Annotated in this window: 14 protein-coding genes and 1 pseudogene; 1 reads left to right on the top strand and 14 read right to left on the bottom strand. The window is 72.1% G+C overall.

Translation table 11 applies throughout. The features are described from left to right. Positions 1-3: 3 nt before the first annotated feature. From hypF to ACFV18_RS02070, 13 genes and pseudogenes are all read right to left on the bottom strand, one after another. Positions 4-2,298 carry a carbamoyltransferase HypF gene (gene hypF / locus ACFV18_RS02010; RefSeq protein WP_380478236.1) on the bottom strand — a complete coding sequence of 765 codons (2,295 nt, stop codon included), beginning with the start codon at positions 2,296-2,298 and terminating at the stop codon, positions 4-6. Positions 2,299-2,345: 47 nt separating this feature from the next. Further along, entirely contained in the window at positions 2,346-3,110 is a 765-nt protein-coding gene (hypB, locus tag ACFV18_RS02015; protein WP_380478237.1) for a hydrogenase nickel incorporation protein HypB, read from the bottom strand. A gap of 6 nt (positions 3,111-3,116) precedes the next feature. After that, the gene (hypA, locus tag ACFV18_RS02020) at positions 3,117-3,497 is read right to left on the bottom strand and encodes a hydrogenase maturation nickel metallochaperone HypA (protein WP_380478238.1); all 381 of its coding nucleotides are present in this window, start codon (positions 3,495-3,497) and stop codon (positions 3,117-3,119) included. 120 nt (positions 3,498-3,617) lie between these two features. Further along, positions 3,618-3,722 carry a DUF6893 family small protein gene (locus ACFV18_RS02025; RefSeq protein ID WP_380330774.1) on the bottom strand — a complete coding sequence of 35 codons (105 nt, stop codon included), beginning with the start codon at positions 3,720-3,722 and terminating at the stop codon, positions 3,618-3,620. Then, entirely contained in the window at positions 3,716-4,246 is a 531-nt protein-coding gene (locus tag ACFV18_RS02030; protein ID WP_380478239.1) for a hydrogenase maturation protease, read from the bottom strand. The genes ACFV18_RS02025 and ACFV18_RS02030 overlap by 7 nt, the downstream gene beginning before the upstream one ends. Next, entirely contained in the window at positions 4,243-5,604 is a 1,362-nt protein-coding gene (locus tag ACFV18_RS02035; RefSeq protein WP_380478240.1) for a hypothetical protein, read from the bottom strand. The genes ACFV18_RS02030 and ACFV18_RS02035 overlap by 4 nt, the downstream gene beginning before the upstream one ends. Then, on the bottom strand, positions 5,601-6,245 hold the full coding sequence (locus tag ACFV18_RS02040) for a DUF6084 family protein (protein ID WP_380478241.1): 645 nt from the start codon (positions 6,243-6,245) through the stop codon (positions 5,601-5,603). The genes ACFV18_RS02035 and ACFV18_RS02040 overlap by 4 nt, the downstream gene beginning before the upstream one ends. Next, the gene (locus ACFV18_RS02045) at positions 6,242-6,889 is read right to left on the bottom strand and encodes a DUF5947 family protein (protein WP_380478242.1); all 648 of its coding nucleotides are present in this window, start codon (positions 6,887-6,889) and stop codon (positions 6,242-6,244) included. The genes ACFV18_RS02040 and ACFV18_RS02045 overlap by 4 nt, the downstream gene beginning before the upstream one ends. Then, the gene (locus ACFV18_RS02050) at positions 6,886-7,353 is read right to left on the bottom strand and encodes a thioredoxin (protein ID WP_380478243.1); all 468 of its coding nucleotides are present in this window, start codon (positions 7,351-7,353) and stop codon (positions 6,886-6,888) included. The genes ACFV18_RS02045 and ACFV18_RS02050 overlap by 4 nt, the downstream gene beginning before the upstream one ends. After that, positions 7,350-9,131 carry a nickel-dependent hydrogenase large subunit gene (locus tag ACFV18_RS02055; protein WP_380478244.1) on the bottom strand — a complete coding sequence of 594 codons (1,782 nt, stop codon included), beginning with the start codon at positions 9,129-9,131 and terminating at the stop codon, positions 7,350-7,352. The genes ACFV18_RS02050 and ACFV18_RS02055 overlap by 4 nt, the downstream gene beginning before the upstream one ends. Positions 9,132-9,210: 79 nt before the next feature. Next, the gene (locus ACFV18_RS02060; RefSeq protein ID WP_380478314.1) at positions 9,211-10,266 is read right to left on the bottom strand and encodes a hydrogenase expression protein HypE; all 1,056 of its coding nucleotides are present in this window, start codon (positions 10,264-10,266) and stop codon (positions 9,211-9,213) included. 471 nt (positions 10,267-10,737) lie between these two features. Further along, positions 10,738-11,073 (bottom strand): annotated as a pseudogene (locus ACFV18_RS02065) (scramblase); the annotation flags it as partial. A gap of 195 nt (positions 11,074-11,268) precedes the next feature. After that, positions 11,269-11,703: a MarR family winged helix-turn-helix transcriptional regulator gene (locus ACFV18_RS02070; protein ID WP_380478245.1), complete on the bottom strand. Its 435-nt coding sequence runs from the start codon at positions 11,701-11,703 to the stop codon at positions 11,269-11,271. 138 nt (positions 11,704-11,841) lie between these two features. On the opposite strand from ACFV18_RS02070, the gene ACFV18_RS02075 reads away from it, so the two are divergent. Beyond that, positions 11,842-12,864: a hypothetical protein gene (locus tag ACFV18_RS02075; protein WP_380478246.1), complete on the top strand. Its 1,023-nt coding sequence runs from the start codon at positions 11,842-11,844 to the stop codon at positions 12,862-12,864. 193 nt (positions 12,865-13,057) lie between these two features. Here the strand turns inward: ACFV18_RS02075 and ACFV18_RS02080 are convergent, their stop codons facing one another. Continuing rightward, positions 13,058-15,838, bottom strand: a complete 2,781-nt coding sequence (locus ACFV18_RS02080) for a SpoIIE family protein phosphatase (protein WP_380478247.1) — start codon at positions 15,836-15,838, stop codon at positions 13,058-13,060. Positions 15,839-15,982: the final 144 nt, after the last annotated feature.

Below are 15,982 nucleotides of genomic sequence, written 5' to 3' on the forward strand. Positions count from 1 at the left end.
CTCTCAACCCGCGCCCGGGCCGCCGGCCCGGGCGGCCACCATCAGCTGGCCGAGCGCCAGCCCGCCGTCGTTGGGGGGCACCCGGCGGTGCCGCAGCACGGTGAAGCCGTCCTCCCGCAGCCCGTGCGCGCAGGCCGACGAGAGCAGCGCGTTGGCGAACACGCCACCGGTCAGGGCGACCGTGTCCGTGCCCTGCTCATCGCGGGCGGCCCGGCACTGGGCGCGCACCAGCTCGGCCACCGCGGCATGGAACCGGGCGGCGACCAGGCCGCCGGACGCCCCTCGGGCGAGGTCTGCGACCACGGCGGCCAGCACCGGCTCGGACTCCCCGAGCAGCACGCTGCCGTCGCGCCGGAGCCCGAAGGCGTACCCCTCGGCGGGCCCGTGGGCCAGCGCTGCGGCCTCGAGCTCAATGGCCGCCTGCGCCTCGTACTCGGCCAGCTGACAGACACCGGCCAGCGCGGACACCGCGTCGAACAGCCGCCCCATGCTGGAGGTCGGCACGCAGTTCAACGACCGATCCAACTGGGTTTCGAGTACCGCCAGTTCGTCGCGCGGGCAGGCCCGGACCGGCGCCAGGTCGGCCGACCACGGAATGCCCGCCGCCCACAGGTGGGCGAGCGCCATCCGGTACGGCCGGACCACCGCGGCGTCGCCGCCGGGCAGCGGCACGTACGCCAGGTGTCCGAGCCGCCGGAAGCCGTCGTAGTCGGCGAGCAGCACCTCGCCGCCCCAGACGGCGCCGTCGTCGCCGTACCCGGTGCCGTCGAACGCGACCCCGATAACGGGCCGACTGCCGTCCAGCCCGTGTTCGGCCATGACGGAGGCGATGTGCGCGTGGTGGTGCTGTACCGGCTGCACGCGTGCGTCGCCGAAGGACCGCCGGGCGTGCCGGGCCGACCGGTAGTTGGGGTGCCGGTCCACCGCCAACACCTCGGGCTGGACTCCGGTGACGGCCTCCAGGTGCGCCGTCCCGCGGTCGAAGGCTTCCAGTGTGGCGAGGTCGTCCATGTCCCCGATGTGGCCGGACAGCCAGGCGTAGCCGTCGCGCGCCAGCGCGAAGGTGTTCTTGAGGTCCCCTCCGACGGCCAGCACCGGCCGGACCGGCACGGGAAGCGGCAGCGGCAGCGGCACGTGGCCGCGGGAGCGCCGGACCGGCAGCTGCCCCCCGTCGACCACCCGTACCACCGAGTCCTCGCACGGGACGTGGATGGTCCGGTCGTGCGTCAGCCAGCCGTCGACCAGAGGAGCCAGCCGGTCGAAGGCGTCCTGGTCGTCGGTGACGATCGGCTCGCCGGAGAGGTTGGCGCTGGTCATCACGAGCAGCCCCGGCCCGGGCGGCGCGAGCAGCAGGTGATGCAGCGGGGTGTACGGCAGCATCACGCCGAGGTCGGGGCTGCGGGGCGCAACGGCCTCCAGCGCCGCCACCGACCCCGGCGCCGAGACTTTCGGGCCCACGCGGCGGAGCAGCACGATCGGCCGGGCCGCACCGGTGAGCAGCTCCTCCTCCACCGGCCCCACCTGCACCAGCCCGGCGAGCTCGGCGAGGTCCCGGGCCATCAACGCGAACGGCTTGGAACCGCGCCGCTTGCGCCGGCGCAGCCGGGCGACGCTCGGCACGTTCAGCGCGTCGCACGCCAGGTGGTACCCGCCGATGCCCTTGACGGCCAGGATCGCGCCGCCCCGGAGCATCCGGCGGGCCCCGTCGAGGGCGTCCTCGCGGCGGGTCGTCCGGTCACCCGGTACGACGAGGGAGAGTTCGGGCCCGCAGGCGTGGCAGCAGACCGGCTGGGCGTGAAAGCGCCGGTCGGCGGGGTCGGTGTACTCCCGTGCGCAGTCCGGACACATCGGGAAGTCCGCCATGGTGGTGTTGGCGCGGTCGTACGGCAGACCGGTGACGATGGTGTGGCGCGGCCCGCAGTTGGTGCAGCTGATGAACGGGTGCCGGTGGCGGCGGCCGTGGGGGTCGGCCAGTTCGGCGAGGCAGTCCGCACAGGTGGCGGTGTCCGGCGGGACCAGGGAGCGCCGCAGGCCGTCGCCGCAGGACGGGGTGATGGCGAAGCCGGTCGCGCCGGTTGGCGGCAACGGCGCATGTTCGACTGCGTCGACGCGTGCCAGCGGCGGCGCGTCGCCGGCGACGCGCCTGCAGAACGAATCGAGCGCCTCGGTCTGCCCTTCGATCTCGGCGAGCACCCCTTCGCCGGTGTTGGTGACGGTCCCGGCAAGGCCGAGTTCGGCGGCCAGCGCGAAGACGAACGGCCGGAACCCGACGCCTTGGACGACCCCGCGCACAGCCACCCGCCGCCGCTCCAACCCGGCTGCCGGCGAAGCTTCCTGACCGACCTTCACAGGTGCTCCGCGGCAGCACCGTCGTGCGAGTGCGCATCCCCGTGGGAGTGCAGGTGCCCGGGCCCGTTCGCCGACGCTCCCGCCATCACCGGCCGGTGCACCTCCGCACCGTCCAGCACGGCGCACGCCCGGTCCAGCAACCCGCCCACGCCCTGCCCGGTCCGGGCCGAGGTGAACACCACCTCCACCCCCGGGTTGACCCGGGCGACGTTGGCCAGGAACGCCGTCTCGTCGAACTCCACCGCCGCAGCGAGGTCGGCTTTCGTCACCAGCACCAGGTTGGCCAGCCCGAACGCGGTGGGGTACTTGAGCGGCTTGTCCTCGCCCTCGGTGACCGAGGCGAGCGCCACCCGCAGCGTTTCGCCGAGGTCGTACGAGGCCGGGCAGACCAGATTGCCGACGTTCTCCACGAACAGCAGCCGGGTGCCGTAGGGCAGCCAGCCGGCCAGCTGCCCGGTGAGCATCTCGGACTCGAGGTGGCACAGCCCTTCGGTGAGCACCTGCTTCACCGGCACGCCCGAACGGGCCAGCCGCAGTGCGTCGTTCTCCGTCGCGAGGTCGGCGGTGAGGGCGGCGACGGCAATCCCGCGGTCCCGGGCCAGGCAGAGTTCGGCCTCGAGCAGCGCGGTCTTCCCGCTGCCGGGGCTGGAGAGCAGGTTCACCGCGACGGTGCCCTGGGCGGCGAGCCGGGCGCGCAGGGCGCGGGCACCGTCGTCGTTCCGGGCCAGGACCGCCTGCCGGAGTTCCACCGTACGACACATGGGAGTTCAGCCTTCCTGTCGGGCTCCGGCGCCCGCCGGGCGCTCGGCCCGTTCAACGCCGATGATCTGCAGCTCGCGGCCGGCCAGCAGTTCGACGCCGGAGCCGTCGCAGTTCGGGCAGCCGAGGTCGGGCGGCATACCGACGGACCATTCGGTTTCGCACCCGAGGCACCTCGCGCGGGCCGGCACCGTCTCGGTCTCCAGGACCGCGCCTTCCAGCAGCGTTCCGGCGCAGGTCAGTTCGAAGCAGAACTCGAGAGCCGAGGGCACCACGCCGGCCAGTTCGCCAACCTGCAGCCGCACCAGGACGACGGCCTCCATCCCGTGCTCGCGCGCCGCGGCGTCCACCTGTTCGACGACTGCCGCCGCGATCGACATCTCGTGCATGGGCCCCGTTCCCGCTGCTGGGAGGCAACAAGGCTTCATTGAAGAGCGCGGCGGCGGCAGCGGCTCGGAGCCGCACCACCGCCGCGCCGGGGGGCTACGCCGTTCGCAGCAATCCGCGGCTCACATCCGGCTGATCCTCACGTACCGCTTCACGTCGTCCAGGTTCTGCCAGATCACCGCCGCCACGGCCGTCACGACGGCCGCACAGAGCAGCTTCTTCACCATGCCGTTGTCTCTCTCTCCACTTGCAGGTCCGCCTTCGCGCCCGTCAGCTCCTCCGCGCCGACGATCCGCAGAACCACCCGGACCGCCTCCTCGACGGCGGCGGCAACCGGTGTGCTCAGGCCGATTCCCTCGTCCAGCGACTCCGGCTCGCAGCCCACCACGAGCACCCGCTCGGGCAGAGTGCCTCCGGTACCTGCGGCCAGGGTGCCGAGCAACGCGAGTACGGCGTCGGGTCCCATCCGGTGCCCGTCCAGGACGGGCACCTCGACCGGGCCGGCGTCCGGTTCGATCAGGTGGACAGTGCCCGGCCCGCCGCCTCGCGCGGTGGCGTCGACCAGCACCAGCAGCCGGTAGCCGTCCAGGGCCTGGTATGCGAGGTGGACGCCGCGCACGCCCACGTCGAGCAGTTCGACGTCGTCCGGCAGCGGGTGCTCCCTCAGCCGCCGGACGGTCTCCACCCCGAACCCGTCGTCGCCGAGGAGGATGTTGCCGACCCCGGCGACCAGGACGCGGCCCGTGCTCATGGCCCCTCCAACAGGGCGATCTCGTCGGGCTGGAAGTAGCGGAAGCGGCCCTGGGCCCGCCACAGGTCCGCGCCGGGGTCGTCCTCCACCGTCACGGCGAGGTGGACCGAGCCGTCCACGTCGTGCAGCACGGCCTCGACGAGGGCGGTCCGCCCGTCCAGGAACAGGTCCTGCGCGTCGGTGCGCCGCCGCCCGGGCCTGAGCACGACCCGGCTGCCCGCACCGACCTGCCGGCCGTTGACGACGACCCGGTCGTGTTCCGGGTCGGCCTCGGGGTCGTCGCCCGGATCCCACCACGGCCGGCCGGGCACGTTCCCGGTGATCTCGCGCAGGCCTCGGACGGCGCCGTGCAGGCGTTCCAGCACCTCCGGCGGCATCGAGTCGGCGAGGTCGATCACTGCGCCGGCCCGCTCGTCGGTACCGCGGGCCTCGCGCTTCTCACGGTCGGTCAGGGCGGCGGTCCGCAGTGCGAGAATCTCGTCGATCTCGGTCGCGTCGTAGAGCGCGCCGGGGCTCTCGGGGGCGATGCTCGGGTGGTCCTCCAGGATGATCGGCGAGGAGAGCAGCACCCGGCAGCGCCCGGGCGGCCCGGCGAGGACCGGCCAGGTGTGCTCGTTGCGGCACTGCGCGACCGCCTCCCTGGCCCACTCGGGCGGGTCGGTGACCGACAGGAAGGAGCCCCGATCGAGCCCCAGCAACAGGTGCGCCGAGACGAGCGAGTGCTGCAGCGCCGCCTCCCGCCCGGCTGCCGGCGCCGCCGTCCGGACGGTGGTGTTCTCCACCACGACGGTCAGCCGCTGGGCCGCGTACGGCCCCGGGACCGCGCAGGCCGTCAGCCTCAGCACGCCCTCGACCGACTCCCGTCGCCGGACCAGCCGTCCGATCAGCACGTCTTCCTCATGGAGGATTTCGATGTCCTCGCCGGCCAGGAGGTGGAACGGGTGCACTACCCCCTCGGCCGGCTCCGTGACCGGGAGCAGTAGCTCGATGCGCTCCTCGACGCCTTCGTCCCAGGGCACCATCACCCGGTCGGCGAGCTCCAACTCCTCGACCGGCTCGAACCCGCCGCCGGGCAGGGCGCGTTCGACGGTGCGGCGCTGAGCCCGCAGGAAGCGCAGTTCCACAGCCAGTCGGTCGCCGGGGCGCGGCTCCATCAGGCACTCGGTGCGCTGGTGGGAGTGCTCGCCGCTGTCCTCGCCCCAGCAGGGCGGGACGAGCACGCCGAACTGCCAGCGGAGCCGGTTCTTGGCGGCCGAGGCGCGGTAGGGGTACAGCACGTACCCCTCGAAGAGCACGGCGTCGGCGATCTGCCGGGCCTGCGCGAATCTGCTGTCGAACTCCTCGGTCAAGGCGGTCACCGGGCGGCGTCCTCGAGCTCGGTGGCGGTCAGCAGTTCCCGCACGGTGGCCTCCCAGGAGGGCAGGGCGCGGCGGGAACGGTAGGCGAGCAGCGCGTCCATCACGTCCTCGGGCAGCCGCAGCCAGCCGCAGCCGGGGAAGTGCCGGTCGATCGCCTCCCGCCACACCGCGACGGGCATCCGCACCGAGGCCTCCCGGTCCCACGGGACCGGGGTGACCTGGAACCCGCGGGGCCCGGCGAACGCGGTGCCCGAGAACAGAAGCAGCAACGGGACCTCCCCGCCGTCCAGCGCCCTGAGGTAGCGGGCGGACGCGACGTCCATGTCGTAGGTGCACGGCACGGGCAGGTCCACCTCGGTCTCGCCGGTGAACCCGGGGACCATCAGCGGCACCTGGGCGAGCTGGACCGGGTTGAGCGTCGTGCCCCAGCGGGAGCGCTCGCCGAACAGGTCGGCGAGCCGCTCGCCCTCCGCCTCGCCGTAGCCGCGGCGGGCGGGTTCGATGCGAAGCTGGCAGCGGAGCGCGAGGGCGTGCACCCGGGCGGCGGCGGGCGCGGTGATCCGCAGCCGGAAGACGAGCGTGGGCCCGGCGGCGTGCGGATCGGTCGTCACGCCGGTACAGGCGAAGCCGAGTTCGGTCATCGGGAGACCTCCGCCGCCAGCGGCCTGACGCGCTCGTCGAGCCGGGCGAAGAAGGCGTCGAGTTCGGCCCGGGCCTCGGCGCCGCCGTCGAACCCCCGCCAGCAGCGCCGCAGCCGGCCGACCAGTTCGTAGCAGGTGTCGATGGGCACCAGGTGGCACTGGACGCCGTCGTCGGTGTGCCGCAGCAGCAGCGCCTCGACGTCCGGCTCCAGGACGGCGGCGAGCCGGCTGCCGTCGAGGGCGCTCTGCCAGGCGGCCTCGTCCGGCTCGCTCTCGGTGGCACCGGCCGGGCCGGGGTAGAACACCACCAGTCGGTCCTGCCTGGCGTTGCGGAAGAGGAAGGCGGTCCCGACCGGGATGCCGAGCGCCGCCCAGGCGTCCTCGCCGATCCGGTGGTCCGGGTCGATCAGGTGGCGGTCGGGGACACTGCGGTAACGGCCGCCGGCCGCGCCCGGCTGCTGGAAGAGCAGCCCGCACGCGGTGCAGACGCAGGTCAGGGCCTGTTCCTCGGTGTCCACCAGGTGCCGGTGCTGCTGCGGAACGCGCTGGCCGCAGAAGGTGCAGCGCTCGGGCTGCGGAGGGGCCGGTTCGCGCAGCCGGCGCAGCAAGGCAGTGCCGAGCCTGTCGAGTCGACGGATGCTCACCGTGCCTCCGCCGGGCTGGGCGGGCGGGCGGAGATCTGCAGCAACTGCGGGGCCTGTTCCAGCTCAAGCGCCGTCACCTCGGGTGCGTGGCAGGCGAGAACGGTCTCGATCTCCTGCTCGGAGCAGCCGCAGCCTCCTCGGGTGCGGCGGAGCCGGGCGGTGCCGGTGGCAGGTTCGTAGCCGGACAGTTCGATCGGCTCGGCGAGGGTGGCGAGCGCCCGGCGGATACGGGCGGTGGCGTCCTCGGGGTGCAGGTCGTGCAGGACGAGCAGTCCGGCCACCACCGGGTCGTCCAGCAGCCGCTCCAGCGCGGGCGGCGGCACCGCCCGGACCAGGCGGGTGAGGCCGTCGCCGTACATCTCCATCAGCTCGCGCACCAAGTGCTCGCCGGTCTCCTGCGCGCCGTACGCGGCGAGCCGGTCCAGCGCTTCCTGGACCCGTTGCCCGGTCTGCTCCGCCGTCATGCGAGCCCGCTCAGGCCGGTGGGCACGTGCATCTGCTGCACGGTCCTGCCGCCGCCCACGTACATGTGGACGCCGCAGGGCAGGCAGGGGTCGAAGCTGCGGACGGCCCGCATGATGTCGATGCCCTTGAAGTCGTCCGGGGAGTTCTCCTCGAAGATCGGCGTGTTCTGCACCGCGTCCTCGTACGGGCCGGGCGTGCCGTAGCTGTCGCGGACGCTGGCGTTCCACGGGGTCGGCGGGTACGGGTGGTAGTTGGCGATCTTGCCGTCCCGGATCACCATGTGGTGCGAGAGCACACCGCGGACCGCCTCGGTGAAACCGCAGCCGATCGACTCGTCCGGTACCTCGAAGCGCTCCCAGGTCTGGCTGCGGCCGGCGCGGACCTCCGCCAGCGCCTTCTCGGCGAAGTGCAGGGCCGCGGCGGCAGCGTAGGCCTGGAAGTAGGTGCGGGCGCGGTTGCGCTCGATGGCGTTGCTCCACTGCGGGATCTTCCACTCGAAGGTGGTCTCCGGCTTGGTCATCGAGCGCGGCAGGTTGATCACCACGCTGTGGCCGGTGGCCTTGACGTAGCCGATGTCGACCAGCCCGGACAGCGCGGTGGACCAGAGCCGGGCGATCGGGCCGCCGCCGGTGTCGAGGGCCAGGTGATTCTTGCCGTCGAACCAGCGTGGGGACATCACCCAGCTGTACTTGTCGTCGAAGTTGCGCTTCTGCGGCTGCGGGATGGTGTGCTGGTTCCACGGGTGGCGCGGGTCGACCGGGTTGCCGAGCGGGTCGTGGGTGACGAACAGTTCCTTGCCCTGCCAGTCCTCGTAGTAGGAGCTGCCGAGCAGGATCCGGATGCCGAGGTTGATCTCGGTGAGGTCGTTGGTGACCAGTTTGCCGTCGACCACGATGCCGGGGGTGACGAACATCCGCCGGCCCCAGTCGGTCATGTTGCGGTAGGTGAAGTCGCAGTGGTCCGGGTCGTTGAGGCTGCCCCAGCAGCCGAGCAGGACGCGCCGCCGACCGACCTCCTCGTACCCGGGCAACGCCTGGTAGAAGAAGTCGAAGAGGTCGTCGTGGAGCGGCACGACCTTCTTCATGAACTCGACGTAGCGCATCAGCCGGGTCAGGTAGTCGGTGAACAGCTGGACGGTGGCCACTGTGCCGACTCCGCCCGGATAGAGCGTGGAGGGGTGCACGTGGCGCCCTTCCATCAGGCAGAACATCTCCCGGGTATAGCGGCTGACCTGCAGCGCCTCGCGGTAGAACTCACCCTCGATCGGGTTGAGCGAGCGCATGATGTCGGCGATGGTCTTGTAGCCGTGGTCGCCGGCGTGCGGCGCTTCCGTGCGCTCGGCCAACTCCAGCACGCCGGGGTTGGTCTCGCGAACCATCTTCTCGCAGTAGTCGACCCCGACCAGGTTCTCCTGGAAGATGTTGTGGTCGAACATGTACTCGGCGGCCTCGCCGAGGTTGATGATCCACTCACCGAGGTGCGGGGGCTTCACGCCGTACGCCATGTTCTGGGTGTAGACCGAACAGGTGGCGTGGTTGTCACCGCAGATGCCGCAGATCCGGCTGGTGATGAAGTGCGCGTCGCGCGGGTCCTTGCCGCGCATGAAGACGCTGTAGCCGCGGAAGACCGATGAGGTGCTGTAGCACTCCGCCACCCGCTTCTGCTTGAAGTCGATCTTCGTGTGGATGCCCAGGCTGCCCACGATCCGGGTGATCGGGTCCCAGGACATCTCCACCAGGCCGCTGCCGTCCCCGGCCGCCTTGGTCATCGGTGCCATCGTGTCTGTCGTGCCCTTCTGAAGGGGTGGGAGGAGCGGCGGGCGGGCCGCCACGCGGGGTGCGCAGCGGCCCGCCGGGTCACCACGGGGCGCGGTAGCCGGTCGTGAGCTTGCGGCCGGTGCGGCGCCACCTGGGTTCCTTGTCGAGGGTCTTGAGGGTGATCGCCCGCAGCCGCCGGATCACCGAGCCGTACGCGGAACTGGCCGCCGTGGAGACGGTCGAGCCGGGAGGCGGGTCCATGAACGGCATGAACTTGTCAGGAAATCCGGGCATCGTGCAGGCGATGCAGATGCCGCCGACGTTCGGGCAGCCGCCGACCCCGTTGATCCAACCGCGCTTGGGGACGTTGCACTTCACGACCGGGCCCCAGCAGCCGAGCCGCACCAGGCACTCCGGCGTGCCGTAGTCGGTGGCGAACTGTCCCTGTTCGTAGTAGCCGCCGCGGTCGCAGCCCTCGTGCACGGTGGCACCGAACAGCCAGGCGGGGCGCAGCTTGTCGTCCAGCGGGATCATCGGCGCCGAGCCGGCCAGCTGGTAGAGCAGGTACGTCAGGGTCTCGGCGAAGTTGTCGGGCTGGATCGGGCAGCCGGGCACGCAGACGATCGGCAGCCCCGCCTTGGACTTCCAGTCCCACCCGAGGTAGTCCGGCACACCCATCGCACCGGTCGGATTGCCCTCCATGGCGTGGATACCGCCGTACGTGGCACAGGTGCCGATCGCGACGACGCCGGTGGCCTTCGGAGCGAGCCGGTCCAGCCACTCACTGGTGGTGATCGGCTGACCGGTCGCCGGGTCGTCGCCGAAGCCGCACCAGTAACCCTCCTCCTTGATCTCCTCGTTGGGGATGGATCCCTCGACCACCAGGACGAACGGGTCGAGTTCGCCTCGGTCCGCCTTGAAGAACCACTCAACGAAGTTGTCGGCGCCCTGCGCCGGTCCGCACTCGAAGTCGATGAGCGGCCAGTGGACAGCGACCTTCGGCAGGCCCGGCAGGGCCCCCGTGACGATCTCCTCGATGCTCGGCTGCATGGCGGCCGTCAGAGAGACCGAGTCGCCGTCGCAGCTGAGCCCCGCGTTGATCCAGAGAATGTGCACCACGTCGGTGTCGGTGGCGCTCGTTGTTGCAGCACCCATGAGGATGCCTCCTCGGAGCCGGGAGAGCCGGACACAATGGCTCAGAACCGTCTTAACAGCGGTTGGCCCGGCACGCCGGTCCACACGGCCGTGCGGGACATCCGATGGACCGCGGACAGGTCCGCCGTTCGGCTCAACACACCGCCGCTCGGGGGCGAAGAACTGGCGGCGCATCACCGCCGGCTCCTCGGCACGGTACGCGGCCGGCGGCCGACTGCGTTCATCGACCTTCCGGACGGCCTTCTTCGCCGCGATCCGGCCCTCTTGCCCCATAGCCGAACCGGGGGTTCCCTTCATGGTGCTCATCGCCGCGTTCGGGGCCACGCTGCTCGTCGCGGTCCTGCTGTCGGGCCTGGCCGCTCGCACCATCCCCTCCACCTCGTCGCTGTTCCTCGCCGCGGGCGCTCTCAGCGGCGGCCTCGAACGCAGCCACTCGCCTGACGACTGACCACAAGGGGGGCGCCGACGATGGGAGAAGTTCCAGGCCCGCCAGTTCTCCGCCTTGATGGCGCCAACCTTCCGACCACCGACCTCCATCGCGAAGTTGATCTTCCCGAGGACGTTCTGCTGGACGATCTGGCCGACCTCCTGGCCGTCCGGCCGCTGCACGATCACCCGCGACTTGATGATCTTCGCCGGGCGGGTCAGCAGCAGCACCGGGGTGCCGTGCGCGTCACGGATCTCCAGCTTGTGGGTCAGGTACTGGTCGATGGAGGAGAGCAGCCGGAGCACCTTGCGCAGGCTGCTCTGGAAGACCTGGACCACCGAGCCCAGCGTGGCGCCCTGCTGGTCGAAGACCGCGTACTCCAGGACGGGCTCGGCGACGGTCCGCCGCGGGCAGCCGGGTGCCTGTCGACCACCCCGCTGTCCCGCAGGGTGAAAGTCACCGGGTTCGCCTGCGGCGACCGTCGCGATCGGCCGCGAGCCGCTGAGCTCGGAGGCAGACGCAAGCCATCGAATCAGGCCGTGACCTCGCCGTTCGCTCGGGCGCGTCGGGTCCGGTCAGGCGGCCGCGTTGTAGCGCTCAAGATGACGACTGAACTGCTGGAGATCCTCTTCCGCCCAATCCGCGAGGCGCTCCAGAAAGGCCAGGCGGCGGTACTCGTTGGCCTGCTCCCCGACCTTTCGGCCGGCAGTCGAGGGGCGCAGGATCCGGCCCCGACGGTCGTCGGGATCGGTCTCACGAACCACCAGCCCCAGCTTCTCGAGCGCGCCGACCTGCCGGCTGACGGTCGATTGGTCGAGCATGAAGTAGGTGGCGAGGTCCGTCGCCCGGCAGTCGCCGCGCTCGGTCATGACGTCGAGCATGCTGCAGGCGACCAGCGACATTCCGGGGTGCAGGCCCCCGGCGCGGCCGCGGGAACGCCGGGCGAAGGCCGTCAGCTCCCGCTGGATCGACTGCAGGGTCTCCTCGAAGGTTGGGGCACATTGTCTCATTGGTTGTATTTACCAACAGCACCTCGCCGCCAGGACGGACCGCCCGATCATGAAGACATCAGACGGGGCCGAATCGGCCCAGCCCACCGCCCCCACCACGCCGCACCGAACCGCTGGCACAGCATCGGGCACCTGGCCGTGCACCTGCTCACGCCGCTACTGATGTGCCTGGGCATGGCGCTCGCCTACCAGGGCGCCTTCCACCAGCCGGAGCCCCACCACCTGAAGGTCGCCGTGGTGGGCACCACCGCGCCGGACCAGGTGCTGGCGCAGACCCTCAAGGACCGGGCGGGCGACGCGCTCGACGTCACCACCCTGCCCGACCGGCAGAGCGCCGAGCAGCAGCTGCGCGACCGGGACCTCGTCGGCGCGTACGTCCCCGACGCCAACCGTCCGGAACTGCTCGTCGCCAAGGGCAACTCCGACACCTCCGCGATGGCCGCGGAGGCGGTGTTCCAGCCCGTCGCCGCGCACCAGGGCGTGCCGCTGGCCGTCACCGACGTGGCCCCGCTCGCGGCCGGCGACCCGACGGGGCAGGGGATCTTCTTCCTCCTGGTCGCCCTCAGCATCGGCTCCTACGCCAGCGTGCCGGTGATCGGCACGGCAGGCGCGGCCCTCGGCATCCGAGTGCGCGCACTGGTCGGGCTGGCGACCTCGCTCGTCGTCAGCGCGATCGGGATCGTCACCGCGGGACCCGTGTTCCACATCGTCGACCACCAGCAGGTCGCGATCTGGGCGCTCGGCTGGCTCTACTCGGCGGGCATCGTCGCCATCGGCACCGGCCTGCACGCCTTCCTCAAGCGGTGGACCACGCTGACCATGATGGTGCTGTTCGTGATGCTCAACTTCACCACCTCCGGCGGCATCTACCGTCCCGAGCTGCAGAACGGCTTCTTCGGCGCGCTGCACGGATTCTGGAACGGCGCCGGATTCATCGAAGGCGCGCGCAGCATCCTGTACTTCGACGGTGGCGCGGGCCTCGGCGGGCGGGTGCTCTCGCTCGCGCTGTGGCTCGTGGTCGGACTGGCGCTGCTCGTCGCCGCCGGTATCTACGAGCAGCGGCAGCGGACTGCCGCGGTGACGGGTCCGACGGCGGAGCCCAGGTCCGACGAGCTCACCGAGGACGAGCTGGAGGAACTGGAGGAGACCGTCGCGGTCTGACGCGAGCGCGCCACTGAATGCCCAAGGGACGGCGCATCCCTCCGCAAGACGGGCAACGAGTCCTTCTCGCTGACGGATCGACAGCAACCGAGTGGATTCCTCGACACCGGAGAATTCCCGGCGCGCAGCCCGCGGCACCCGCGGCACGGTCTCCTCACACCGACGCGTGCCGGCGTGCCGGGCGTTCGCGGGCTCACGGGTGCAGCTCGCCGAAGCCCTCGAACCGGAACTCCGGCGCGACCAGCGACTGTTCGGCCCAGATGACCTTGCCCCGGGCCGAGTACCTGGTCCCCCACCGTTCGGCCGTCTGCGCCACCAGGAACAGGCCCCGGCCGCCCTCGTCCGTGGTGGCTGCGTAGCGCAGGTGCGGGGCGGTGCTGCTGCCGTCCGAGACCTCGTGGACGAGGCTGCTGTCGCGCAGTATGCGGACCCGGACCGGCTCGGTGCCGTAGCGGATGGCGTTGGTGATCAGCTCGCTGAGGATCAGTTCGGCGGTGAAGGACAGGTCCTCCAGTCCCCACGCGGACAGTCGGTCGGCGCACTCCTTCCGGATGCGTGACACCGAGGCGAAATCGAACGGCACGTCCCAACTGGCCACCTGGTCGGCTTCGAGCAGCCGGGTGCGCGCGACCAGGAGCGCGATGTCGTCGGTGGGGCGCGACGGCACCAGCGCGTCGGACACGGCCTGGCAGATGTCGTCCGGGGAGTGCCGGACATCGGCGCCGGCCAGGGAGCGGCGCAGTGCCTCCAGTCCGGTTCCCAGGTCGCGGTCGCGGTTCTCGACCAGCCCGTCGGTGTAGAGCACCAGGGCGGTTCCGGGGGCCAGTCGCAGCCCGGTGGTTTCGAAGGGCAGTCCGCCCACGCCGAGCGGCGGCCCGGCCGGCAGGTCGACGAACTCGGCGCTGCCGTCGGGCTCCACCAGCACCGGCGGTGGATGTCCGGCCCGCGCCATGGTGCATTCGCCGGACGTCGGATCGTAGATCGCGTACAGACAGGTGGCGCCCGTGACGGCCGCCCGCTCGCCCTGGCCCCCGATGTCCCGCTCTCCCCCGGAGTTCTCCGCCGGGTCGAGGCGGGTGACCAGTTCGTCGAGGCGGGCGAGCAGTTCGTCCGGGGGCAGGTCGAGGGCGGAGAGGTTGAGGACGGCCGTGCGCAGGCGGCCCATGGTGGCGGCGGCGTGCAGGCCGTGGCCGACGACGTCCCCGACGACGAGCGCGACGCGGAAGCCGGGCAGCGGAACGACGTCGAACCAGTCCCCTCCCACCCCGTGCAACGCCGGCAGGTAGCGGTAGGCCGCCTCCAGGGCGCTCTGCTCGGGCAGTGCTCCGGGCAGCAGGCTGCGCTGCAACGCCTCGGCCATCGTGCGCTCACGGGTGTACCGGCGGGCGTTGTCGAGGCAGACCGCCGCGCGGGCGGCCAGCTCGTCGGCGAAGGAGAGGTCGTCCTCCTCGAACGGTGGCGACCCCGCCCGCCAGAAGTGGACCGTTCCCAGGGTCGTGCCACGTGCCCGAAGGGGTGCGCAGATCAGCGAGTGGACCCCGTACGAGAGCACTCGGTCGGCCGCCTCCTGGCCGGGCGCCCGCCAGGCGTCGGACCGGCGCAGGTCGGCGACGAGCGCGGCGCGCCCGGTCTCCAGCGCGGTCTCCTCCGGGGTGCCGGGGCACGGATCGAGCCGCGAGCCGACGGGGAGGAACGGCCCGTCCTCGCCGACGCCGCCGACCGCGACGCGGCGGATCCGCGGGCCCTGCGCGGTGCCGGGGTCCGGGGGCTCCTCACCGTTCAGCACGGCGTCGGCCAGCTCGACCGTGGCGAAGTGCGCGAAACCGGGAACGGTCACGTCGGCCAGCTCCTGCGCGGTCTGCACCACGTCCAGGGTGGTGCCGACCCGTAGCCCGGCGTCGTAGAGCAGTTGCAGTCTGGCCCGCGCGGTCTCGGCCTGCCCGGCCAGTGCGCGCAGTTCGGTGGTGTCGCGGACGGTCGCGACGCTGCCCGGCTCTCCGCCGAACGGTGCGGTGGGGCGGTTGTTGACGGCGAGCAGCCTGTCCCCGGCCCGGTGCACCTCGTCGGTGGCGGCCCGCCCGGACGCCAGCAGCTCGGCCAGCGCGGGATCGAGCCCGAGTTCGGAAGCGGCCCGCCCCTCCACGTCGGGCGGCAGTTCGAGCAACCGGTGGGCCTCGTCGTTGGCCAGCAGCACCTGTCCGTCCCCGCCGACGATCAGCACACCCTCGCGGACGGCGTGCAGCACCGCGTCGTGGTGCTCGTACATCCGCGTCATCTCGGCCGGGCCCAGGCCGTGCGTCTGGCGTCGCAGCCGCCGCCGGGCCAGCGCCGCCCCGCCCGTGCCGACCGCGAGCGCGGCCGCCGCACCGCCGATCAGGATCGGCAGCTGCCGGCCCACCGCGCTGCCCACGTGGGCGACGGTGATTCCGACCTGGACCACGCCGGCGACCGAGCCGTCCGGCCGGTGGACCGGCGCGCCGGACTCGACCACCCGCCCGACGGGCGTCCGGAAGCTGTCGGTGGTCGGCCCGGCGAGGGTGTGCTCGAACGGACCGATGACGTGTTTCCCGATCAGGTCGGGGCTCAGGGCCGTGTAGCGGATCCCGGCCGGGTTGGCGAACACCACGTAGTCGACGTTGCCCTCGTGCTCGACCTTGTCCGCCAACGGCTGCAGCACCGCGGTCGGATCGGGACCGTCCATCGCGCTCACCACGCCGGGGGCCCGCGACAGGGCGACGGCCACGGCCCGGGTGCGGCCCGCGGCCTCACCGGTGGCGGATCGCCGGGCCTGCAGCACGAGCGCCGTCAGCGCCACGCCGACCAGCAGCAGCACGACCACCAGCAGCACCACGAACACCTGCCCGGCAACGGTGCGCACCCGCAGCCGCGAGCGCACCCCGCTTCGGGCGGATCGCTGTCCGTCCGACCCGCCCGGTCCGGCACGCCGAGCGGCATTGCCGTCCGCTGCATTCATCCAGGCCATCCCCGCGCGTTCGGGTCCCAGCTCTCTCCACGCTGCCACCCCGCCCGATGTCGCGCACAGCGGGAGAAGGACCGGAGGTCCGACGAGGACCCCGACCGGGTCCGAGCCCAGGGTGCACGGCATCCTCGTCCCGGC

This window comes from Kitasatospora sp. NPDC059673 (assembly GCF_042734215.1).
Taxonomy (GTDB): domain Bacteria; phylum Actinomycetota; class Actinomycetes; order Streptomycetales; family Streptomycetaceae; genus Kitasatospora.